This is a genomic window from Methylobacterium sp. E-005 (assembly GCF_022829725.1).
In the GTDB taxonomy this organism is placed as follows: domain Bacteria; phylum Pseudomonadota; class Alphaproteobacteria; order Rhizobiales; family Beijerinckiaceae; genus Methylobacterium.
Genome location: NZ_JAKSYG010000131.1, coordinates 1 through 19,454 on the forward strand (window position 1 = coordinate 1; position 19,454 = coordinate 19,454).

The window sequence follows — 19,454 nt, forward strand, 5'->3', positions numbered from 1 at the left end:
GTCGAACGGCCAGACAGAGGGGCAGATCACCAAACTCAAGCTGGTGAAGCGCCAGATGTATGGCCGCGGCAAGATTGACTTGTTGCAAGCTCGCCTGATCGGCTTCACCTCCGGATGATCAGCGAAAGTACGCCAGAGCCAAAGTTCGACGCCGATCCAGGGTCAATGTTCAACGCTGTTTGACAACGATCAGGACGGTGAGGCCGAGGCGCCCGAGATCGCGATCCCCGAGACCCGTATCGAGACGCCGCCCGCGGCCGCATCCGGGCTGACGGCAGACCCCGCCGCCATCCACATCCCGCCGCTGCGGTGGGGCGGGCGCGGCAACGTCGTCGCGCTGGCGGGTGTCGCCGTCCTGGACCTGTCCGCCGCGTCCGGTGACGCTCTTCTCGCCCTGGCAAGGCGCCGCTGATGCCCACGCTGCTCCCGAACCACCCCGGCACGCCGCGGCCGTCCGCCGCCTGTCCTGGCCCGATACGGCCCGGCTCGTGATCCTGCTGCTACGGGTGCGCCGGCTCAACCGGCGACTGTCGGCGGACCACCGGCGGGTTGAGCGTCACGGCCTCGACGCCGCCGGCCCGGCGTTGCTCGCCACGGCGCGCCGCTGGATGGAGGCGCACGAGGCGATGAACGCCATCCTCGGAACGCCTGAGCTGCCGGAGGTCGGGCAGGTGCGGGCGATGAGGCAGGCAACAGATCTCGCCCACGAGAATGGTTCGGGAGGTCGATAGGCGTCCGGCTCAACCAAGCAGCGACCGTGCAGCACCCCGGCTGGATGGCCGCAGAGTTGAAATTCCGAGCTCGGCTGTGCGATCGGAGGATGTGCATCAAGATGGTCGAGAGACGCATGGATGATGACAGCGAAGGTCGGATCGATCGCTCGGCTGAGGTTGATGAGGCGCAGTCCGCCCTTGACCACGTTGCCGGTCAGGCGCTGGTACTGTGGGATCTACTCGATGGTCTGGACAAAGCGAACGCAGCAAGGCTGCGTCCTAAGCTGCAGAACTTGCTCGAGGAGGTGGGTCGGATCATCGCGTCAGGGATGACGAGGGATCCGTTCGAGTACGGATCCGAAGGAAATGGTCTACACTGATCCTGTCGGTACCTAATCGAAGTCCCTCGGCTGGATCTTAGCCGCAGCTCTCACAATAGATAAAATACCCTCGCGCGTGCTGTCATCGGTGATGCTCGTGAAAGCTGTGACCAGCTGCATCACCTGCGGATCGTCGTAGAACGTCCGAACGTCGCCCCCATCGGCGCCGTCATTCGAGCGGTCATCGAAGAACGCCTCGACCGGCACCTTCAGTAGATCGGCAATGGTCTGTAGCCGCCCGGCACTGATGCGATTGCACCCCTTCTCGTACTTCTGAACCTGCTGGAAGCTAACGCCGATCGCTTCACCCAGGGCGGTTTGGCTGAGACCCTGTGCGGCCCGGAGGGCTGCGACACGCCCACCAATCGTGCGGTCGGCTTCGGTGGCAGATTTCGGCGGTTTCGTCGTCATCGGGGGGTAGCCTCAGAGTGTCATGAGCGCAGGTGCATGCCGTGTATGCACAGCTGCAAATTCACCCTAGAATTGTACACGAGTAGGTTGTGCAAGCGCCAGCGCGCTCAGGCAACACCACTCTTGGATGTGGAATGCCAGGGTAACAGGTCCGTGATCATCGATGCTCAATCGGCTATAGCATCGCGATGCCGCGACGGTCATGCCAGAACCCCGACAACTGCCACGCTGCCGGCCGTGGCGGTCCCTGTCGAACCTGTGACGCGGAGGCGATCGCACGACGCGCCGTGATGCTACGTGAGCGCATCCTTGCGAACCGAGCTGAGGGGCGTTCGCCGTATGCCGAGCGCTCTGATACGGCAATGCGAACGCAAGCGGCCGATCACCTCCGTTGAACAGGCTCGGTCAACGGAAGAGTTCTGCGGGCGGCAGCTTCGATCCTACGGGGCGAGGGGGTATCGCACCCACGCCCGCCCTCGACAGCTGAGGGGCATATCTGCGGGCGGGCGTGGTGGTCGACTGAAGCCAACACAACAGACCTACGCCTCGCTTTTAAGTTGCACAATAGCGTATGTTTTCCCAACTTCCGATTGTATGGCAGGCATCAATCTAACGCGTCATGGTCACCGCAGCGGGCACGGCATGAGGTATGCCAGCATTAGTGTTCAGCCGCGCGCGCAGGCCCTTGCCCGGCTTGAATTGGATGCTCTGCTTGGCCTCGACGGCGACGGCTTGGCCCATGCGCGGGTTGCGGACGGTACGGAGGCGCGTCTCCCTCGTCCCGAAAGTGCCGAAGTCGCGTAGCTCGATGTGGTCGCCATCCGCTAGTGCGACCGCAATCCTGTCGAGGATGGCGTTGACCACGGCCTCGACATCCTTGGCGTAGGATGCGGGTTCTACGCCGCGATGCGGGCCACAAGCTTGGATCGGATCATAGTTCGATGTAACGGGTACATACGCTGAGTGCGACCCTGACTTGCCGCGCGGGCGGTGCCGCCGGAGGCCTCCCGCAGATAGGTGTCGCCTTCCTCCCGAGAGACCACTTGAACCCGCGCGGCACCCCCGCAGCGGGTTCTCTTTTGCCATCGCGAGCTACGTTGCTACCTCTGCCGCAGCCTTCACGATCTGACGGCGCCGCTCTTCAAGCGCGGCTAGATCCTGCTGATAGGCCCTGACGCTGGTTTGCTCAGCGGCCCGTTCCTCGTCCGACAGATCTACTCCGAGCTTCTGAACGGCCAGCTTCCGAGTCTCCTCCAGTTCGTCGATGTCACGGTCTACCTTCTCAAGCTCGGTCATTCTGCCTCAACGTTGACTTAACCGTGCGCTCCGGCCGACATGGACCGTTCCGGCCCGGCCGCCTTGGGCGAGTCGCGGCCATCATCAGGAGAGCAGCCGCCGCGGATCTGAGACCCTGAAACGACTACGGGCCCCCTGTCGCCAAACAGAGAGCCCGCGAAATCGAATGGTGTCCGGGAGGGACCTTCAACAGCCCCCCAGACATCACAGCTCCCGCCGGGAGTCAACGGGAACGCCAATTCCCGGAGCGATGAAGTCGTGCCTTGATCACAGCCGCGGTCCAAAAAGGACCGGGTTCGATGACCTATGCCGAAGAGATCCGCCGACAGGTGGAGGCGGCCCCGCGCGCCGCGTTGCCGGCCGTCACAGCCGCACTCTGGCGTGCCTATGGGACAGGGCAGGTGACAGAGGCCGAGGCCGAGGCGCTGTCCGGCCTGATCGCCGCGCGGCAGGCCAAAAGCGAAACCGTTTCGCATTTGCGCTCCCCCAATCCGGGGGGCTCAACCGATATCGAAAATTCGGATACCGCCACCCATCGCGCAGGGAGCCCCAGGACGTGCGTAGGCTCTCGGCCGCGCACGGCTGCCTCTATGGAGCGCCGTCGCCGCTGGGCGGCTTCTGGGCGGCTCCCACCAGCTATCGCGGCGCGCTTCACCCTGGCGGAGCAAGGCGTGCTCGCCCTCGTGGCCGCCGAGGTAGCCCGCCGGAAGGATTGCCGCCTCGCCGTGGGCCATCTCGCCGCCATCGTCGGCGTGGCCGAGACCACCGTGCGCAACGCGATCCGCGAGGCCGTGAAGCTCGGGCTCCTAACTGTCGAGGAACGGCGCATCACCGGCTTCCGCAACGACACCAACATCGTGCGCATCGTCTCGGCCGAGTGGACGGCCTGGCTGCGGCTGGCACGGAAGGGAGTAGCAAATCGCGACCTCCTTGGCGGTGAGGTGGTGGAACGCCACCCCATCCCTCAGGGGGGAGGGTGCAAATCCCCGAAGGGCACGCCTACTGAAGTTCTAGATCTGGAAAAATCGAGGCCAGCGGAACCAAAAGCAGGCTGCCGAGGGGCAGCGGTCGACTTTGGCCGAAGCGACCCTGTTAGAAGTCTCGCGAGCGGTAGGACGGGACGAGCTATGCGGTGAGGGTCTGCGAGCGTTTGGTAGGGCGGACGATAATGCAGAGGTGAAGACGAAACGGTTTCCGCGGCCCACTTGTTGAGGACGCCATGACCAGCATCTCGATCCTGATCGAAACCCCTCAGGGATCACGGGTCCTCGCTGCCGATACGCCGCGAGAAGCCGCGCTGAAGGCTGAGTCCGTGATCGCCACCGTGGCCCAAACCGAACTGCCCGTTCCGGTCTGGGTCGCGGGCGCTAATTTCGATATGGCCGATCGGCTGATGAACTACCTCGCCGACGTGCAGATGGAACGCGTGTTGGCAGACGTAGGCTGAGGCCATCGGCCCCGTGTTGATCGGTCCTGGTTCTGCTAAAGCCTCGCTTCTTTCCGCTCGCGTGCCCGAGGCGTTCGCGACACCACACGGCCCGGGGCGGATAAGCACGCGACGACAGGCGCAACCGGGCCAGTTCCCCGGGGCTCGCCCGTGAAACCTAGGCCGGGCAGTCGCGTGAGGGTCGGTGCGGCGGGGGAACTGGACACCACGAGCGCCGGCCTATGGCCTGCAAATTAGCGGGGGCTGTCAGAAGGTAGACCGAGCACGTCCAAAACCCGCTCCCATGCAGCCACATCCTTGATGGTGTCGCCCTTCTCCAATGCCGTGATCGTTTCGGGATCTACCTGGGCCAGCGCCGCCAGGGTCTCGATCGAGAAGGCGTTACGGACGCGGGCAGCATGGGCTTGCACGGCTAAGGCGGATGCCTGGGACGTGGGTTTGTCGTGTTAAGCACTCATGGCCGAGCGGTACGGAACCGCCCCGCGCGAAGTTTCACAGCTGCAAGATCTTCAGGGATCCACGTATAGGACCCGCGCGGGTAGTGGGCTTTAGTCCAGGGCCTGCGGGGGCAGCTTCGGCTCCCCAGCGAAGTACCGCGGCAACTTCGGGCAGCCGTCGTGGGTTCGCCGGTGCGCCATGGTGACGGTAGTCTGCGCTGCGTAGGATCCCGGCGTGTGCACCCGCCCGTGTACCTGCGGTTGCCCCAATCTGCCTCCACCAAGAGGGGGGCCTCAATTTAATCCATGGGGTCTAATACGCACCATAATCCTCAGCGCTTTTTAACAGCGCTCCGTATGATAATGCCGCGAAGTGACAGCACCGTGGTCAAGCGCACGCATGCAAACAGTTGGGTCTATTCTCGACCGGCGGAGCGGCCTCGCCCCCGGTTTTGATTTGATGCGAGTTGTCTTGGCTGTGTCAGTCGTAATCTGGCATAGTCGTGCAATCGTGAATAATGACATTGCCCGTGGCGGTGGATTTTTTGAGCTTGGAAGTTACAGTATCATTGCGGCATTCTTCGGGCTAAGCGGGTTTTTGATTACAGGGAGCGCTCTACGTCTCCGTCTACGTGATTTCTTACTCAACCGGTCCCTTAGGATCGTTCCCGCTCTTGCGGTAGAAGTCTTGCTTAGTGCAATTGTGATTGGTCCAATATTCACTGATCTTTCACTGTGGAATTACGCTACCGACCTAAAGACATATCGATACTTCGCGAATGTATTCGGATTTATTATCTACACTTTGCCAGGCGTGTTCGCGCGCAACCCTACTGACCTCGTTAACGGGTCGCTCTGGACAATTCCTCACGAGATCGCCTGCTACGTACTGATGTCGGCTTGCATGCTTACCGGCCTGCTGCGCCGACCGGCTTTAGTGCTTGGTGCGGCATTGGCAGTAATTCTGCTCGGCTTCGTCCTTAGTCTTGGCCTACCAGATGACCCGGTCTCTCTAGCAGCTCGACTGGGTGATAAGCTGTTTGTAGACAAAGCGTCTCGCCTGTACGTCGCGTTTCTGCTAGGGATTGCTGCTTATTTATATCGCTATCGATTGCCCTATGACCTACGACTGATGGGCCTGGCGGCGGGCATCTTACTAGCCGCAGGTGCATTCGACTTGGCCGCCGTCACGGTAGTGCCATTCTATCCATTCATGAACCTTATGATCCTGCCGGCACTGATTTACCTTACCGTTTGTTTGGGGGTGACTAATCTCTGGGTTCCAAAATTGCTGCGAGCCGGCGATTACTCTTATGGTATATACTTATACGGTTGGCCAATTCAGCAAGCGTTGGTTAATCTCGTACCTGTGCGAGATGCGAACCTGCAAGTTATTTTGGCGCTTCCGTGTATCGTCTTGTTTGCGATATTTTCCTGGCACTTGATTGAACGTCCGATCCTTAATCTACGGCGGCGTTTTTCGTTCATTGCCTCACACCGCCTTCAGAATGAGTTGCCTCCATCGGCGGATGCAGCCGCGGCGGGGCTCAGACAGATGCGATAGGAGCGGTGCGGCAGGCCTGTATCAAGGAGAGGCGGCATCTAAACATAGGGACCCTGAAACAAATCCCCGAGCGCCTTCCGCCGAAACAGGGTGCGCCAGCGCCTTCGCTGATGCTCCGGCCGGTCGTGGATCATGTGACAGCGCTGGCAGAAGGCCGCGAGGTTGGCGTCCGCATTGTTCGAGGTGTCGTGGTCCCGATGGGCTGCAGCCAACATCACCCGAGTCCGACGGGCACGGCCTAGGATGTCGGCTTCAGCAGCTAGCCGGATCCGCCTGCCCCACCCATCGCGCCACCGGCCGGTGTCCGCGTCCCACCAACGGCCATCGCCGAGGTGGTAGACCATCTGCCCGTGCGGCCGTCCGCAGCCCTCGCAGCAGCCCCTAGCCCGCCCGAACCGGATCACGGCCGAGAGCTGTGCCCAGTCGATGGGGTAGAAGAAGCGGTGTTCGGGCCGGATCGGCATAGGCGCACAATGTGCCACCGGGCGGGAAGAAAGCGTAGCAGTTAAGGCGTTGCCGTTTAGGGCCACATGGCTCGGCACACGTCAGCGAGGGACCGACTTTGCCTGTGGATGGCGATAGCAGCTATTGCGTTTGTTGCGTTTGTTTCGAATAGCAGCTAGCGTTCGCAACCATCGGAGCGACCCGTATGACCATGCCAGCCTTGGCCGAAGGCCTCGGCAGCCGCTTGCCATCGGCGGATGAGCGGGCAGCCGCCAATCAGCTTCGCGAGATCATCGCCGCTCAGGCAGCTGGAGACGCGAAGCTGCGTGTCTTGGGCGAGGATCGGAAGCCTGCAGAAATCACTCTCACGCCTGCGCTGTCGGACCTCCTGCTGAAGGTGCTTCGCCACATAGGCAGTGGTGACGCCGTCACCCTCGTGCCGGTCAGTCAAATGCTCACCACGCAGCAAGCGGCCGACATCCTCAACGTGTCACGTCCCTTCCTCATCAAGCTTTTGGACCGGGAGGAGATCAAGCACACGATGGTCGGCCGGCACAGGCGCATCCGGGCCGAGGATCTGTTCGCTTACCGTGAGCAGCGAGCAACGGCACGGGACGAGGCACTGTCCGAACTTGCCGCCCTGGACGCGGAAAGCCTCTGAGCCGTGTTCGCCAACCGGTTCACTGCACTCGTCGATGCCTGCTCGTTGGCGGGGGCGCTGAACCGGAACTTGCTGCTCACGCTCGCCGATGCAGCGTTCTACCGAGTGCGTTGGTCCACTCCGATCCTTGATGAGACAGAGCGAGCTATCGGGCGCATTCTCACGCACAAAGGCACGCCCGATGCCCACGAGCGGGCAACCCGCGCGCGACAAGGGATGGAGAAGGCCTTTGAAGAGGCCATGGTCGAGGATTTCGACACGTTCCTATGCGTCTGCAGCGACTTGCCGGATCAAGGGGATGCCCACGTGCTGGCGGCAGCCCTTAAGACCCGGGCTCAGACCATCGTGACCGAGAACCTGCGGCACTTTCCGGCTGCAGTTCTAGAGCCGTTCGACCTCGAAGCGCGCTCCTCCGACGCATTCCTGGCTGACACAATCGAGCTGGACCCTGGTCGAGCCGTGGCCGCGATCCGGCGGATGCGCGAGAGGATGCGTAAGCCTGAGAAAACGCCAGCAGTGTTATTGCTGGACATGGAGGCGGTTGGCCTCGTTGAGACTGTTGGCCTGCTGCGATCTTACGAGGCGTCTCTGTAGAGAGGCGGGCCGCGCCACCTTGAGAATTCCCATGGCCGCCATCCCGGTCCTGTTCCTGCCGGTCATCATCGTCTGGTGGAAGGGCCGTCCCATCATCTCGATAGCCCTGCTCAGCCTCGTGTTCTGGCCTGGGGCTCTGGTCCTAGCTCTCTGGCTGCGACGGGTGCGCGATTTGTAACTGCAACCCTTACGAGTGCCTGAACGATAAAGATCGCAGCCAGGTTCAGCTCTTGACCGATCAAGCTGATCAGTCTGGAGGAACGTCCATGCCCATGAAGACACTAACCCTTGCCGTCGCGCTGACACTGGCGGTCTCAGGTGCCGCTGTCGCTCAGACCGCGGCCGGCGGCGGCAGCGCCGAGGGCAACATGAACAACCCAGGCTCCGTGAAGAGCAATTCCGAGAAGTCCATGAAAGGCGGCGGCAGCTCGATGAGCACAGGCACAGGGCCCGGCACCAGCGGCGGTCCGCCTGTCAGCACGCCTGGGGCGCCGGCTGGCAGCGGTACCGGCAATGGCGCAACCGGCAGCGGTGCGGCTCCAAGCGGCAAGTAAGCTCGTCACGCCCCGCGGAAGTCGGACCCGCGGGGCGCTCCCTAACCCATTTCGTCTAGCTCAGCGGCCCTTCTTGTAGAGCTTGCTGGCGATCTCGAAGATCTCCTCCGGGGCGTAATCCGGCGCGAAGGCACCGTAATTGCCGTCGAGTTCTGGGATCTTGCCGCCTTCCGGGTAGCCGTCCACCACTTCCAGGTTGCCCGGCGGGTCGCCCGGCAGCGCTACCTCGTCGTTCGACCAGACGCCGGCTGCCTCGGCGTAATCATCCGGGCTGAAGGTGTAGAGCCGGCGGTGCTTGCCCTCGTCGAGGTACTTCTGACACTCGGGAATGCGGGAGAGGTCGATGTTGGGCGTCGGCAGCATTTTTTCGAGTTCGACGCCGGTAAGCTTCTTGATCGCCAGCGCATAGGCGTGGGCGTGGAGCGAGCCACGGACCAGCAGGTAGCCGCAGACCTCACGGCCCGTCGGTTCCGTCATCGTCTCGTAGACGCGCAGCTTATGGATGCGCGCGCCGCATTCGAGATGGAAGTTGTGCAGAAGGTCGATGATCAGGTTTCCGGTGGTCGTCACCATGTCCATGTTCCAGGACGCGGCGTTGGAATTCATCGGCATCGCGCCGCCGCCGTTCGAAAGGAAGCTGCCGGCCAGCCGCACGTCCTGCATCTCGGCAAACGGTGCCTTTGAAATGTCGACATCCTTCGTCGGATTGCCCGGACCGTTGTTCAACAACGCGATGCCGTTCGAAACCACCTCGACGTGGCCAAGCTCCTCGGCAAAAATGCTCGATACCAGGCTGTAGAACGGGCGGAGCTTGGTCTTGTTGCGGAAATTGAAGCTCTGAAACATGTAGTTCCCGAGGGTCGACATCTCGCCGTACTTGCCACCGAGCAGCTCCTGCAGGGCAGCGGCCGCGTTCGGCTCCGGCTTCTTCGGCTCGGGCAGCTCCGTGAGGAGGCGGTCGATCTTCATGAACATGCAGGTAGCTCCGTTCGCGCGAGGTGCGCGTCAGGGCATGTGTTCGTAGGGACCGATCGTTCCGCCACGCGTCACCAGGTCCAGCACAAGGCGGTTCGAAGGTCTAGGCGATGGCCCAGAATAGGGGCAGCGCGCCTGCTAGGAACAAGGCTGAGGATAGAAGCACGGCGAAGCGCTCGCGATGGTAGTGAACGAAGGCGCGAGGGCTGGCGAACATGGCGAGGCCGGATCGAGGAGAACGACCCACGTTCGCCCCTGAACCTTGACCGATCGGAGGCACTTCAGGCCGTCCACAGGTAGTCGCCGACGCGTGTCGCCTCGGAGCCACATGCAGGGGGCTTGAACGGCGACGGCCGCCCGACGCGAAGCGCAGGACTTAGCGCGCCGCCAGAGGCGCTGCGGGGTAGACGACGAACCAGACACCGTAGCCAACGAAGGCTGAGAGCAGCAGAAGAACAATGATCGTACCGGGTCGCGGCATGCGCTGTTCACCTCACCACATGTTGAGGGCTAAACCCTTCGCTCCTGCCGCGGTTGCGCAATTTCGATAATGATTGGGACGCCGGAGCGGGAACTACCGCCCGCTGCCATGGCGTGCCGTGCGACCTTACCCGCGCCGGGCCCGATCGGCTTCCTCCCCGGCCACCGCCTCGACGGCCGCGATGACGTTCTCCAGTTCAGCGACCTGGCGCAGAGCGCTCCCGGCAGGCAGCCCATCGTGTTCGGCCATCGCCAGGATGAGCGAGCGCTGGTGCGCCTTCAGGCGTTCGAGAAGAGCGTCTAGCTTGTCGGACATGGGCGGGCTGTAGCCGCGAGGGTGAGGAGCAGCAACGTGGCAAAAGCTATTCACCTGCTGTGCCGTCACGAGGGCGGTCGGTACAGGAACATGGCTCACCTTGAGGGCCAGACGTATCGCTCGGGCTGGTGGAAGGTCTCGGAAGCCGATGCTCAGGCGCTCATCGGCGGCTGGATCTACCTACACGAAGCCAAGGCCAAGCCTTCCGGGTTCGGCGGCCGGGTGATCGGGATCATGCCTGCCGGCCCGGACGATGAGGGCGAGGGCGAACGGTACGGCCTCATGTTCGAGGCACGGCGCGAGGCCCGAAGGCAGCCCTGGCGCGGGGCGGATCACGGCATGGCTTGGACAGGCGGCTTGGTCGAAGCAACTGCCAGCCATGAGGCCGGCAGCTAGGCTCCTGCGCCTGCTACTGCTCCAACCGGTAGATCACGCCGTCGACCATCTCGACCCGGTATCCCATGGCCGTGAGCGTGTCGTGCGCCATCTCTACGGCTGTCGCGTGCCCCGTCGCTTCGGCCTCCATTTTCGCCCGGATACCGCGCATCTCCAGCACCGTTGGGATGCCGTGCTCGACGTGATGATCCTCGATCAGGGCGAGGGCTTTGACGATGGTGGGATCCATGGCCGACTGTAGCCTGTCGCCGCCGCCACGGACACCCTAGCGCCTCGACAGCGGGCTTATCTGCGCCCATCCTGACGGGATGCGCCAGACCATCGCCGCCGTCGCTATCTTCGCAATCTCGGCGACTACATCGGCCGAGGCGGGGACGCGAGCCGATACCAAATTACAGAAGCTAAAAGGCTGCTTGGACACCAACCTCGCGCAGTTCCTGCCCTCGGGGGACAACGCTGAGGCGCTGAGCAAGGCTGCCTTGGGCATATGCGGCGACATCATTGATGATGTCGTTGAGATCGCAATTGCTGAAATACGGCAAGAGCACCAAGCAGAATTTACCAAAGCCGACGCGGAGTACGGTCGGGCGTACCTCACTAAGAAAATCAACGGCCTCGTCTACACCTACACGGTGAAGTTCAAGGCGGTTGGCGGGCCGACGACCCTGACCTTCCCGAAGGATCAGGACTGACCGCTGCTGGCTCTCGTGATCAAACCAATATGTGAGCATGGGTAGGTCCGCGAGGCATCTCGACAGCCGCGCTTCTTGCGCCCATCTTGCCGAGATGCGCTACGCCCTCGCCGCCGTAATTGTTGGTGTCACAATGCCAGCGGCTGCTGCAACGCTGCCGCTGAGGGATGGTGATTATAGCGGAGGGCAATGCGTCAACGGGCACTCGGATATAAACGAGAGCATGTTCGTACTGACAAAACGCGATCCGGCGACCCGATCAGGACCTTTTATAGCTCCTGCCGCCGAGGGCAACGACGGCAATTGTCAATTCGGCAAAATCACGGCTCATGGAAACCGCTATTCGGGTACGGCGCAATGCACCGCTGGCAACAGGGATTTGCCTGCGGGGTCCTACCGCTTCGACTTACAGGTTCTGGATCAGCAAACCTTCGTATCTCATGGCAGAACCTATCGATGGTGTGCCAATCACCGATAGGTCTAATCGGCGGCGTTGATTACGCCGTCCCATAGTCAGCTGCGGCCGTGAATGACCGGCTGCCGACCGATGCGCGTTTCAGCTCGGCCATCATTCCCTTGGGATCCTGCACTCCATGAAAATGGAAGTCGCCGTTGTATTGCGTCTCGGTGCGGGTGCTGTTGTCCTGTGCCCCATGGTTGGTGACTGAGTTAGAGGTCAGCAGGGACTGCGCTAGGCTAGCATTCTCTGATGCGGCTCGTGCCCCGCTCTTGACCGCATCAAGCGCAGAGGTTTTTGCCGCCCCGTAGGCCCCCGCGTTGCTCTTGTAGCTGTCCGGCAACTGGAAGTGCGGCACGTCCTTGAAGCTGCCGAAGCTATCGCCGCCCCATTGGATGGGAACGCCGAGTTCCTGAGATGCCTTCTTCATCGCATCGTTGATCTTGCCGTACTTGGCCGCGTCTAGTCCGCCCACGGCTGGGTCGCCATCCGCGCGGATATCGATCGCCCGCCCGGTCAGGTGCTTTGAATTCATTGTGTGCGACCACTTGCGCGCCACCATCTCTTTCTGGCGCTCAATGGACCGCAAGCCCTCGTGGATGTGGAACTTGACCTCACTGAGCTGCTGCGCCCGCTGGTAGACCTTCATGAGGTCGGCGTTGACGCCCGTGCCATCGGTCGGGAGGGGCGAGCCGTCAGGTTTGCTGGTAGGAGAAGCGGGGCCGCCGCTATTCAGAAAGCGTTCAACACGAGCCGCGTGCCCTGAGCGCATACGCTCGACATGCTGCGCGATCGTGCCATTGCCGTCCGAGGCGTTCTGACTGACGTAGGGGTTGCCGCCATTGATTGTGGCGTAGAGCTGATTAAGGTTCATGCCTTTTTTGAAGCCGCGGTCTTTTAAGTATTTGACAACGGCAGGCATCTGTTCCGAAAATGACTGCTTATCGTTCACGCCATATTTGCGCTGATTTTCGCGGTTGAACTGAATGAGCCCCAACATTGAGCCCCCCTTACCGCCCCAAATCGAAGGCGAGAACTTACCCCCAGTTTCATAGCTGATGACAGTCGCGAGATCCTTCGGCGAGGTCCCAAGCTCAGCGGCAGCCTGCTTTACGATGTTCGCGTTGTCTCCCGTGAAGTTGTAATTCGCCTTGTCGGCCTGAGCAGCGCGAGCCGCGCGTCGCCGGATCCCACCGCCTTCCGCAGCATCGGCATCACCGCCCCCGAGCATGCGTCGAGCCGCCCGATACCCGCGCCGCAGCACGCCGCCGAGACCGGCGCCGCTGGCCGCCCCGGTATTCTCATCGTCGGATCGCGTGATGACGCCGGGCTTCTCCGCGTTCGGAACGGCCGCGTCCGTCGCCGCAGAGGTGCCGATGATGGCAGCCGCTGCCGCGCCCGCGGGTGTCGCCAGGAAAGCCAGCAGCCGCCCAATGCCGCCTGCGCCGCTGGACGCCCCCATGGCCAGCCGGATCAGGCCCAGAACTCGCAGGAGGCCGTAGAGCTTCGTGAACAGCCATGCGCCGAGAAGCGCCTCGAACACCACCTTCCAGCCGCCGACCGCCTTGGCCGCGTCGTTGCACCCGACAGCAAAATCCTTGATCGCCGTCCCGATCGCATTCCAGTCGATGGACCGCAGGTACTCCGCGAGCTGCTTCACCTTCTCCGAGATCTCGGTGCGCAGCCACTCGCCGTTGACCTCGTACCATTTGACGAATTTCTCAATGATCTCCGAGATAGCCGGTGAGAGCTGCGTCCAGATCGTCCGGCCGAGGCCCGTCGAGATCATGGTCACGTCGGTCAGCGCTGTCGAGAACCGCTGCGCCGCCTCCGTATCCCGCTTCGAGACCACGCCGCCGAGGCGTTGAACCTTCTCGAAGGCCTCTTTCACCTTGGCGCTGCCCTGGACCATCAGGGCGATCGTCCCGGGATCCAGTCCGGCTTCCCGCAGCAGGGTCGAGGTGTAGGATACGCCCTGCCGATCGCTCAGGGCCTTGGCCGCGTCGGCCGCATCCAAGATGGTCTTGGTGGTGTCCCGGCCGAACTGGATGGCCTTGCCGGACGCCCCCGAGAGCCGGGAGAGCATGTCGTAGGTCGCGCTGCGGCCCGTCAGCTTCACCTCGTTGTACGCGTTGGCCAGCTTCTCGAACGAGCCGACCGCAGCGTCCGCGGAGCCTCCGGACCGGGCGACGGCCGCCCCGAGTGAGGAAAGGGCCTCAGGGGTCGTCTCAAGCGATTTGGCGAGCCGTCCAAGGGCGGCATCCGCCTGCGTGATGTCCCGCACGAAGTCGCCGACCGCCTTGCCCGCCGTGAAGACCGCGTAGAGCTTCAGGACGCTGCGGATCACCGAGCCGAACGAATTGGAAATCTTGTCGTGGGCCGCCTCTACGGCCTTGGCGTGCTTGTCCTGCTCCCTCTGGATCTCCTTCAGCTCTTTGACGGTCTCGCGCTTCATGCGCTCGAAGTCTTGCCTGTTCGAGGCGACGACCCGCGCGCGCTGTCTGCCGACGCGCACCATCTCCTCAAAGTATTGCCGCGCGTCCAGCCCGAGGGTGACGGCGATGGCGTCGGTGATCGGCACGCCCATGTCAGGCCTCCTCGGCTACGGGATGGCACCCGTCATTGCTGGACATCGGCAGCCCCCGTCTGGATGACCGTCTGCCACTTCCCGCCCGGCAGCTCGCTCTCAAGCTCATGCTCGACGTAGGTGATGGCCCACTCGCCGCACGCGGGGGTGAGTTCGGACTGGACCTGGATCCGCCCGCCCATCTGCACGGTGGGCAGGTACGCGGTCTCAACCTCGACGGCCGCCTGCCGGTAGCGCGGATACCCGATCATGCCGGTCCCGGGAGAGATCAGAGGAACCGAGCCCTGCCGCGAGCCGCCCGGCTTCCACACCGCAAGAATGTCGCGATCCACCGTCATCAGGCATCGACTCGCGTGCATCACCGCGAGGGCCTGCCGATAGGCGCCGCCTGGGAGGTAGGGGTTGCGCAGCAGCGCATCCACGCCGTTGTTCTCGAACTGCCAGCCGCCCTTCTGGCAGATCTGCTTCAGCACCGTGTCGGCCGAGACAGGCCCCTGCATCGTGGTCGGGGCTACCTTCGCCACGGCACCGGCCATGCCGGCATGCGCCGCCACACGGAACGCGACCTGTGGAGCCCCACGCATATCGGGATAGCCGTCGAGGATCGTGCCGGCGAAGACGAGAGAGGGCGGCTGCCCCTCCTCGTAGGCGTAGAGCTTGATCGTGTTCGCGTCCCGCAGGCTGTACTGCCGGCCCAACGTCGTGAGGGCATTCATCTTGCTCAACGACAAGCCGTAGATCGCCGCCTGGAGCTGTCCAAAATCAGGCGCACCCGGTTGGGTGATATGCGCCGACACCCGCAGGCCTGTGAGATAGATGCTGTTGCTGCCGCCCGCGAAGGTGTTGGCCTTCAGCGCCAGTTCCACGTCTATGCACTTGCGGGTGAACGACACGGCTAGGACCCCGCACCCGTCGCGGTCGTACCGCCGTATGCACCTCCGAGTAGGCCGGTGACGGAGACCTGTCCGGCCGTGTTCCGGATCTGCACCTGTCCCGTGAGCCGCCGGTCTTCCAACGCCGAGAAGTATGCGCGGGCCTCCACGACTCCCGGCACGAACAACGCCGCCTCTTCGAGGTACGCGCGCAGCAACGGCAGGGATGGTGCCTGTCCGAGAACCTTGTCGAAGTAGGGAATACCCCTGGCCTGATCGTACCAGATCTCGCCCGCGAAGGTCCGCATGCTCGACGCGGCGTCCTGCGCCTGCGAGTAGGGCTCGGCTGCAACCGCGATATTACCGCTCCGGTCTACGCAGAGGTCCCAGGTTTCCTGGTCGAGGAGAAGCGTCTTCATCTGCTAGGTCCCCGCCGTGGGTGGGCCGCTGTTGCCGTGGGCGTGCCCCTGAAGGTCGACCTGATCCGCGGTGCCCTTCCCCGCCGTCATGTTGCCCGGCGACGTGATGTTGCCTTTGCTGTCGATCTTGACCCCGTTCAGGTTCCAGCCGTCCGCCTTGTTGGATACAAGGCTGTTGCCGTGGCGATCCTGCTGAGTGATGCCGCCATCGCCGTCATCGAACCGGATGAACTGCTTCACCTCCTGCGCTTCCCGGGGGAGCACGGCATGGAAGATAGCATCCGCCATGGTGGATCGCCGGAACGAGCCCGGATTGCCCGCCTGCCAGTCGCTCGCCTGCGATGAGGAGTGATCCCGATCAAACACCGAGAAGTGCGCCCGGTCGCCGACGCTTGGGTCGTTGATGACCACGCTGTCGCCGGACTGGTTTCGGGGGACCGGGATGCCGTAGATCACGGCCGGCTTCTGAGCCTGCCCGAGACCGTCCACGTCCGACAGCACCGGCCGGATATCGACCGTGCACGGCTTGGTCATGGAATTGCGGTTGTGAACGGCGACGATCTCGGCGGCGAAGTGCGTGCGCTGCTCGCCCTGGATCTGGCGATGCAGGAAGGCATGCTGGTTCAGCGGCGAGTTCTGCCCCGTGAGGGGAAGCTGCCCGACGTTCTGGCCGTCGCCGTTCCCCGATGTCCCCGCGCTCATCCTACCTACCCTGTTGCCGAGCCTGCTGCTCCTGCATGGCCCGGGCGTTGTTCGCGTCGATCACGATGATCTCCAGCATCCCGTGGAGATCCTTCACGCCGTAGACCGTCTGCAGCTCGTGCAGGGTGGCCTTCCCGCTGCTCAGGACAGTGCCCATGGGTCGGGACCAGTTGGCGTAGGGCCGCCAGCCCCGGGGGGTGCTTTCGCTGAGCCCAGCGCTGATTTTGAGAGGCTTGCGAGCCGCGAAAAATTTACATGCAACTCTACGATCTCCTTTCGGAGCAGGAGGCGCGTGCTGATCTCCTCGATGTCGTCGGGGACGAGACCACGGACGACGTTCTGGTTCTGAGCGTTCGGGCAGATCTGCACGCACTGGAACATCTGACGCCACAGGGGCCGCACGACCTCGTACTTCAGACCGCGCAGGGCATCGACGCCCATCGCGGCCAGCCCAGCCATACCCGCATCCTCGAAATCGTCGGGCACCTCGGCGCCTGCGGAACTGAGGGCCAGGAGCGCGCGCAGCCCCCAATCCTCGGCTTCCTCGGCGCTCAGTTCCGTCAGAAGAAAGGTCTTCCCCTTGTCCCGGTTATCGTCGTCTACATCGGACAGAGTGATGTACTGCGTTCTGCGAGCCATGCTGAATTCCCCTACGACGAAACGCCCGGCACAGAGCCGATCTTGAGACTGGAAAACTGGTCGGGTCCGGCGGGCGTAAGACCGCTGATCGTGGATGAGGTGACGGGGGCGGCGGCAGCGCTACCCGGTACAGTCGCCTCGGGGATCTGTTGGCCGGTCGCTGGATCGAAGGCCGTCAGTTCGCCGACATCGGCCGTGTACTGCGGGGCGCTGTAGCCGCTGACGTTGTACCCGCCCGTGAAATCCTGCGTGCCGACAGACGAGATCTCGGCGGCCGTCGCATCGCGGGGCTGAACGGTGCCCCCGTCGACAGGGCTGGCCCCCGAAGGCGCTGCCGTATCACCGATGTTGCCGGTGGCACTCGGATCAGCGCCGGCCGTGGCGGATCCGCTCGCACCGGCCGCACCGGAAGCGGACGCCGATGCCTGCCGGATCTCCCGACACCACACCGCGACCATCAGCAGGCCGACGCCGCGCTGTGAGGTACGGGCGAAATCGTAGTGCGTGACGTTGAGGTTCCGCCAGACCTTCTCCGGCATCACCGCGTCGTAGAAGTTGAGATCACCCGCGATAGCCGAGATCGAATTGATGAGGCTGGTCCGGTTCGCCAAGCTCTGGCCGGCCATGAAGATGAGCCGGACATCGAACGGCACATTGACCTTGTTGAACGAGGCAAAGGCGCCCTTCTCGACCGGGTAATCACAGACCACCCACTCGCGTCGATGGTCGAAGGCCGCGATCCCGTCTGCTTGGATGACGCTCTGACCGTTGCGGAACAGGCCCCACTGCGGCGCGCTGCCGAGGAATGCGGCGAGCGCCGCAGGCGTGTCGGCCGTCAGGAGCGTCGGCCGGACACCCGGGACAACTCCAGGCGCACCCGGCGTGGCCGCACCTCAGCCGGGTTCGACGGGTGCGCCGGGCACTGTGACGGGGACACCGACCGGTCAACCTGCTGACACCGTGACGAACAACTCCGCGGCTGGTGGAAATGCTGGCCAGCCTGAGCGGCCCGTGCCCCAGGGTGGTGGCGGCGGCAAATGAGCCGATCGCGGCGCTAATCGAGATTGAGGTGATCGCCGCATTTAGACCGTGGTTGCCAATAGCGCAGGATGTGCGACCCTTAGGAAAGACGTCGGGCGGGTCTGCTGATCCGCGCGACGGCACAGGCATCACGAGGAGCGGCAGGGCCATGGCTGAGACAGACAAGCCACCGGGCGTGAGTGTGGTGCCGCCGACGATACCGATCCCGAACGTCAACGTGCCGGACCCGACGACCGGCAGCGAACCTGAGAGCAAGGATCCGGTGAAGGATGCCGAGCGCACGCCCGATGATCCGGACAAGGCAGCCGATGACGGCTTGGCTTGACCATGCGCCGCTCTTTCGCGCTTTTCGCCGCTCTGGCCACTCTCACCTGCCTTCCTAGGGCAGCTGACGCACAGCGCACGTCCGAGTCGCCCGCGAAACCAGCTTCAGGTGCGCCGGCCGCCGGCGAGGAAGCGGCATCTGCGGTTGATCCAGCAGTGCTTGATCGCTGCCGGCAGCGGGCGGACGCTCAGAAGCTCAGAGATGGGCCGGAGCGTAAGGCCTTCATGGGGACCTGCGTCACGCCCGAGGATTGAGACGCCCTCTCTCGGCGATCGGTAGTAGTGGGGTGCCCCTGCTCAGCAATCCCCGCGCTCACACCATCGTATCTTTGCGCCACCTCGCGGGTGGCGCTCCAGCCCCTGATCGAGCGGCATAGGGCCGAACCACGTCTCCACGGGATCCGGCCCCCGACAATCAGCAAGAGCTGCAAGTGGCTTTCGTGTTTAGCCCGGGATCACGTCAGGCACGATCCGCGGGACCAAGAAGGCTACGCCCATCGTCGCATTGCGACGCCACACGACCCTGACCGGCAACGTGGTGCTCCCCTTGCCGATCGAGAGGTCGAACGTGTTCGGCACCTTCGTGCCCGAAGCGAACAAGACGCAAGCGCCGGTAGGGCTGTGGTTGAGCACTACGCAGGGGGAACGAACGCGGGAGCCAGCTATGGATGCCTGCCCCTCAAGCGTTGACGTCACACGAAGCTTGGCGCGGCGCTCTAACATCGCGATACACGGCTGCAATAAAGCCATTACGATCCCAGGTGGCCCTTAAAACTTTATAGGTGGGGCCGAATATCGAACGCATAAACAATTTATCATGGTTTAACGGTTAAAGGCGAGCTAATTAGCGCGCTTCCCATAGGGCAGCTGCCTCAGCACTCGCCACCGCTCCCCCGTCATCACGACCCCGCGCTACATCCCGCCTGTCGCTCCGGCTCGGATGCCGAACGGCGCAGGGCCGAACCACGTCATCACGGGATCTGGCCCGCACCCCTACCCCATCCGCATCGTCACCGAACCGTCGTCGGGATCGATGGCCTCAACTCTTCCGCA

At 63.2% G+C, this 19,454-nt stretch carries 28 protein-coding genes; 12 read left to right on the top strand and 16 right to left on the bottom strand.

Annotation, left to right across the window (positions count from 1 at the left end):
• Positions 1-377: 377 nt before the first annotated feature.
• The gene (locus tag MKK88_RS14805; RefSeq protein WP_244000922.1) at positions 378-731 is read left to right on the top strand and encodes a hypothetical protein; all 354 of its coding nucleotides are present in this window, start codon (positions 378-380) and stop codon (positions 729-731) included.
• Between the two features lie 116 nt (positions 732-847).
• Positions 848-1,093: a hypothetical protein gene (locus tag MKK88_RS14810; RefSeq protein WP_244000924.1), complete on the top strand. Its 246-nt coding sequence runs from the start codon at positions 848-850 to the stop codon at positions 1,091-1,093.
• 12 nt (positions 1,094-1,105) lie between these two features.
• Here the strand turns inward: MKK88_RS14810 and MKK88_RS14815 are convergent, their stop codons facing one another.
• From MKK88_RS14815 to MKK88_RS14825, 3 genes are all read right to left on the bottom strand, one after another.
• Positions 1,106-1,504 carry a helix-turn-helix domain-containing protein gene (locus MKK88_RS14815; RefSeq protein WP_244000926.1) on the bottom strand — a complete coding sequence of 133 codons (399 nt, stop codon included), beginning with the start codon at positions 1,502-1,504 and terminating at the stop codon, positions 1,106-1,108.
• A gap of 609 nt (positions 1,505-2,113) precedes the next feature.
• Entirely contained in the window at positions 2,114-2,368 is a 255-nt protein-coding gene (locus MKK88_RS14820; protein ID WP_313902320.1) for an HU family DNA-binding protein, read from the bottom strand.
• Between the two features lie 228 nt (positions 2,369-2,596).
• On the bottom strand, positions 2,597-2,800 hold the full coding sequence (locus MKK88_RS14825) for a hypothetical protein (RefSeq protein ID WP_244000928.1): 204 nt from the start codon (positions 2,798-2,800) through the stop codon (positions 2,597-2,599).
• Between the two features lie 299 nt (positions 2,801-3,099).
• Here MKK88_RS14825 and MKK88_RS14830 point away from each other — a divergent pair, with 299 nt between their 5' ends.
• A complete protein-coding gene (locus tag MKK88_RS14830) occupies positions 3,100-3,936 on the top strand; it encodes a helix-turn-helix domain-containing protein (protein WP_244000930.1) in 837 nt (278 codons plus the stop codon).
• A gap of 83 nt (positions 3,937-4,019) precedes the next feature.
• A complete protein-coding gene (locus tag MKK88_RS14835; RefSeq protein WP_244000932.1) occupies positions 4,020-4,247 on the top strand; it encodes a hypothetical protein in 228 nt (75 codons plus the stop codon).
• Positions 4,248-4,480: 233 nt separating this feature from the next.
• Here the strand turns inward: MKK88_RS14835 and MKK88_RS14840 are convergent, their stop codons facing one another.
• Entirely contained in the window at positions 4,481-4,657 is a 177-nt protein-coding gene (locus tag MKK88_RS14840; RefSeq protein WP_244000934.1) for a helix-turn-helix domain-containing protein, read from the bottom strand.
• Between the two features lie 427 nt (positions 4,658-5,084).
• Between MKK88_RS14840 and MKK88_RS14845 the strand changes: the two genes are divergently transcribed.
• Positions 5,085-6,248, top strand: coding sequence for an acyltransferase family protein (locus MKK88_RS14845; RefSeq protein WP_244000936.1), 1,164 nt, complete (start codon positions 5,085-5,087; stop codon positions 6,246-6,248).
• Positions 6,249-6,286: 38 nt separating this feature from the next.
• Here the strand turns inward: MKK88_RS14845 and MKK88_RS14850 are convergent, their stop codons facing one another.
• Complete coding sequence (locus MKK88_RS14850; protein ID WP_244000938.1) at positions 6,287-6,712, bottom strand: hypothetical protein; 426 nt, start codon at positions 6,710-6,712, stop codon at positions 6,287-6,289.
• Between the two features lie 185 nt (positions 6,713-6,897).
• Between MKK88_RS14850 and MKK88_RS14855 the strand changes: the two genes are divergently transcribed.
• The 4 genes from MKK88_RS14855 to MKK88_RS14870 all read left to right on the top strand — a co-directional run bounded on the left by MKK88_RS14855 (position 6,898) and on the right by MKK88_RS14870 (position 8,501).
• Positions 6,898-7,353 carry a helix-turn-helix domain-containing protein gene (locus MKK88_RS14855; RefSeq protein WP_244000940.1) on the top strand — a complete coding sequence of 152 codons (456 nt, stop codon included), beginning with the start codon at positions 6,898-6,900 and terminating at the stop codon, positions 7,351-7,353.
• 3 nt (positions 7,354-7,356) lie between these two features.
• Positions 7,357-7,947 (top strand): PIN domain-containing protein, encoded by a 591-nt coding sequence (locus MKK88_RS14860; RefSeq protein ID WP_244000941.1) that lies wholly within the window; start codon positions 7,357-7,359, stop codon positions 7,945-7,947.
• A gap of 31 nt (positions 7,948-7,978) precedes the next feature.
• On the top strand, positions 7,979-8,125 hold the full coding sequence (locus tag MKK88_RS14865; RefSeq protein WP_244000943.1) for a hypothetical protein: 147 nt from the start codon (positions 7,979-7,981) through the stop codon (positions 8,123-8,125).
• 88 nt (positions 8,126-8,213) lie between these two features.
• On the top strand, positions 8,214-8,501 hold the full coding sequence (locus tag MKK88_RS14870; RefSeq protein WP_244000945.1) for a hypothetical protein: 288 nt from the start codon (positions 8,214-8,216) through the stop codon (positions 8,499-8,501).
• Between the two features lie 60 nt (positions 8,502-8,561).
• Here MKK88_RS14870 and MKK88_RS14875 read toward each other — a convergent pair whose 3' ends face one another.
• Entirely contained in the window at positions 8,562-9,476 is a 915-nt protein-coding gene (locus tag MKK88_RS14875) for a manganese catalase family protein (protein ID WP_244000947.1), read from the bottom strand.
• Positions 9,477-10,083: 607 nt separating this feature from the next.
• A complete protein-coding gene (locus tag MKK88_RS14880; RefSeq protein WP_244000949.1) occupies positions 10,084-10,272 on the bottom strand; it encodes a hypothetical protein in 189 nt (62 codons plus the stop codon).
• A 90-nt stretch (positions 10,273-10,362) separates the two neighbouring features.
• Here MKK88_RS14880 and MKK88_RS14885 point away from each other — a divergent pair, with 90 nt between their 5' ends.
• Complete coding sequence (locus MKK88_RS14885; protein ID WP_244000950.1) at positions 10,363-10,668, top strand: hypothetical protein; 306 nt, start codon at positions 10,363-10,365, stop codon at positions 10,666-10,668.
• 13 nt (positions 10,669-10,681) lie between these two features.
• Here the strand turns inward: MKK88_RS14885 and MKK88_RS14890 are convergent, their stop codons facing one another.
• Positions 10,682-10,897 (bottom strand): hypothetical protein, encoded by a 216-nt coding sequence (locus MKK88_RS14890; protein WP_244000952.1) that lies wholly within the window; start codon positions 10,895-10,897, stop codon positions 10,682-10,684.
• A 79-nt stretch (positions 10,898-10,976) separates the two neighbouring features.
• Between MKK88_RS14890 and MKK88_RS14895 the strand changes: the two genes are divergently transcribed.
• Positions 10,977-11,360: a hypothetical protein gene (locus MKK88_RS14895; RefSeq protein ID WP_244000954.1), complete on the top strand. Its 384-nt coding sequence runs from the start codon at positions 10,977-10,979 to the stop codon at positions 11,358-11,360.
• A 497-nt stretch (positions 11,361-11,857) separates the two neighbouring features.
• On the opposite strand, the gene MKK88_RS14900 is transcribed toward MKK88_RS14895, so the two are convergent.
• Genes MKK88_RS14900 through MKK88_RS14930 form a run of 7 tightly spaced genes read right to left on the bottom strand, consistent with a single transcriptional unit; the run spans position 11,858 to position 17,746 of the window.
• Complete coding sequence (locus MKK88_RS14900; protein ID WP_244000956.1) at positions 11,858-14,404, bottom strand: M15 family metallopeptidase; 2,547 nt, start codon at positions 14,402-14,404, stop codon at positions 11,858-11,860.
• Positions 14,405-14,436: 32 nt separating this feature from the next.
• Positions 14,437-15,297, bottom strand: coding sequence for a baseplate hub protein (locus MKK88_RS14905; protein WP_244000958.1), 861 nt, complete (start codon positions 15,295-15,297; stop codon positions 14,437-14,439).
• Between the two features lie 2 nt (positions 15,298-15,299).
• Positions 15,300-15,695: a hypothetical protein gene (locus tag MKK88_RS14910; protein ID WP_244000960.1), complete on the bottom strand. Its 396-nt coding sequence runs from the start codon at positions 15,693-15,695 to the stop codon at positions 15,300-15,302.
• A 3-nt stretch (positions 15,696-15,698) separates the two neighbouring features.
• A complete protein-coding gene (locus MKK88_RS14915) occupies positions 15,699-16,397 on the bottom strand; it encodes a hypothetical protein (RefSeq protein WP_244000962.1) in 699 nt (232 codons plus the stop codon).
• Position 16,398: 1 nt separating this feature from the next.
• Positions 16,399-16,554, bottom strand: a complete 156-nt coding sequence (locus MKK88_RS14920; protein WP_244000964.1) for a hypothetical protein — start codon at positions 16,552-16,554, stop codon at positions 16,399-16,401.
• Positions 16,539-17,036 carry a hypothetical protein gene (locus MKK88_RS14925; protein WP_244000966.1) on the bottom strand — a complete coding sequence of 166 codons (498 nt, stop codon included), beginning with the start codon at positions 17,034-17,036 and terminating at the stop codon, positions 16,539-16,541. The genes MKK88_RS14920 and MKK88_RS14925 overlap by 16 nt, the downstream gene beginning before the upstream one ends.
• A gap of 11 nt (positions 17,037-17,047) precedes the next feature.
• Positions 17,048-17,746, bottom strand: coding sequence for a hypothetical protein (locus MKK88_RS14930; protein WP_244000968.1), 699 nt, complete (start codon positions 17,744-17,746; stop codon positions 17,048-17,050).
• Positions 17,747-18,024: 278 nt separating this feature from the next.
• Here MKK88_RS14930 and MKK88_RS14935 point away from each other — a divergent pair, with 278 nt between their 5' ends.
• Positions 18,025-18,402, top strand: coding sequence for a hypothetical protein (locus MKK88_RS14935; protein WP_244000970.1), 378 nt, complete (start codon positions 18,025-18,027; stop codon positions 18,400-18,402).
• A gap of 443 nt (positions 18,403-18,845) precedes the next feature.
• On the opposite strand, the gene MKK88_RS34300 is transcribed toward MKK88_RS14935, so the two are convergent.
• Positions 18,846-19,151 (bottom strand): PilZ domain-containing protein, encoded by a 306-nt coding sequence (locus tag MKK88_RS34300; protein WP_409566669.1) that lies wholly within the window; start codon positions 19,149-19,151, stop codon positions 18,846-18,848.
• Positions 19,152-19,454 lie beyond the last annotated feature (303 nt).

Coding starts and splice junctions, on each gene's coding strand:
- MKK88_RS14810 (WP_244000924.1), top strand. CDS start 848: ATGGATGATGACAGCGAAGGTCGGATCGATCGCTCGGCTGAGGTTGAT.
- MKK88_RS14815 (WP_244000926.1), bottom strand. CDS start 1,504: ATGACGACGAAACCGCCGAAATCTGCCACCGAAGCCGACCGCACGATT.
- MKK88_RS14825 (WP_244000928.1), bottom strand. CDS start 2,800: ATGACCGAGCTTGAGAAGGTAGACCGTGACATCGACGAACTGGAGGAG.
- MKK88_RS14830 (WP_244000930.1), top strand. CDS start 3,100: ATGACCTATGCCGAAGAGATCCGCCGACAGGTGGAGGCGGCCCCGCGC.
- MKK88_RS14835 (WP_244000932.1), top strand. CDS start 4,020: ATGACCAGCATCTCGATCCTGATCGAAACCCCTCAGGGATCACGGGTC.
- MKK88_RS14845 (WP_244000936.1), top strand. CDS start 5,085: ATGCAAACAGTTGGGTCTATTCTCGACCGGCGGAGCGGCCTCGCCCCC.
- MKK88_RS14850 (WP_244000938.1), bottom strand. CDS start 6,712: ATGCCGATCCGGCCCGAACACCGCTTCTTCTACCCCATCGACTGGGCA.
- MKK88_RS14855 (WP_244000940.1), top strand. CDS start 6,898: ATGACCATGCCAGCCTTGGCCGAAGGCCTCGGCAGCCGCTTGCCATCG.
- MKK88_RS14865 (WP_244000943.1), top strand. CDS start 7,979: ATGGCCGCCATCCCGGTCCTGTTCCTGCCGGTCATCATCGTCTGGTGG.
- MKK88_RS14870 (WP_244000945.1), top strand. CDS start 8,214: ATGCCCATGAAGACACTAACCCTTGCCGTCGCGCTGACACTGGCGGTC.
- MKK88_RS14875 (WP_244000947.1), bottom strand. CDS start 9,476: ATGTTCATGAAGATCGACCGCCTCCTCACGGAGCTGCCCGAGCCGAAG.
- MKK88_RS14880 (WP_244000949.1), bottom strand. CDS start 10,272: ATGTCCGACAAGCTAGACGCTCTTCTCGAACGCCTGAAGGCGCACCAG.
- MKK88_RS14885 (WP_244000950.1), top strand. CDS start 10,363: ATGGCTCACCTTGAGGGCCAGACGTATCGCTCGGGCTGGTGGAAGGTC.
- MKK88_RS14890 (WP_244000952.1), bottom strand. CDS start 10,897: ATGGATCCCACCATCGTCAAAGCCCTCGCCCTGATCGAGGATCATCAC.
- MKK88_RS14895 (WP_244000954.1), top strand. CDS start 10,977: ATGCGCCAGACCATCGCCGCCGTCGCTATCTTCGCAATCTCGGCGACT.
- MKK88_RS14900 (WP_244000956.1), bottom strand. CDS start 14,404: ATGGGCGTGCCGATCACCGACGCCATCGCCGTCACCCTCGGGCTGGAC.
- MKK88_RS14910 (WP_244000960.1), bottom strand. CDS start 15,695: ATGAAGACGCTTCTCCTCGACCAGGAAACCTGGGACCTCTGCGTAGAC.
- MKK88_RS14915 (WP_244000962.1), bottom strand. CDS start 16,397: ATGAGCGCGGGGACATCGGGGAACGGCGACGGCCAGAACGTCGGGCAG.
- MKK88_RS14920 (WP_244000964.1), bottom strand. CDS start 16,554: ATGGGCACTGTCCTGAGCAGCGGGAAGGCCACCCTGCACGAGCTGCAG.
- MKK88_RS14925 (WP_244000966.1), bottom strand. CDS start 17,036: ATGGCTCGCAGAACGCAGTACATCACTCTGTCCGATGTAGACGACGAT.
- MKK88_RS14935 (WP_244000970.1), top strand. CDS start 18,025: ATGCTGGCCAGCCTGAGCGGCCCGTGCCCCAGGGTGGTGGCGGCGGCA.
- MKK88_RS34300 (WP_409566669.1), bottom strand. CDS start 19,151: ATGGCTTTATTGCAGCCGTGTATCGCGATGTTAGAGCGCCGCGCCAAG.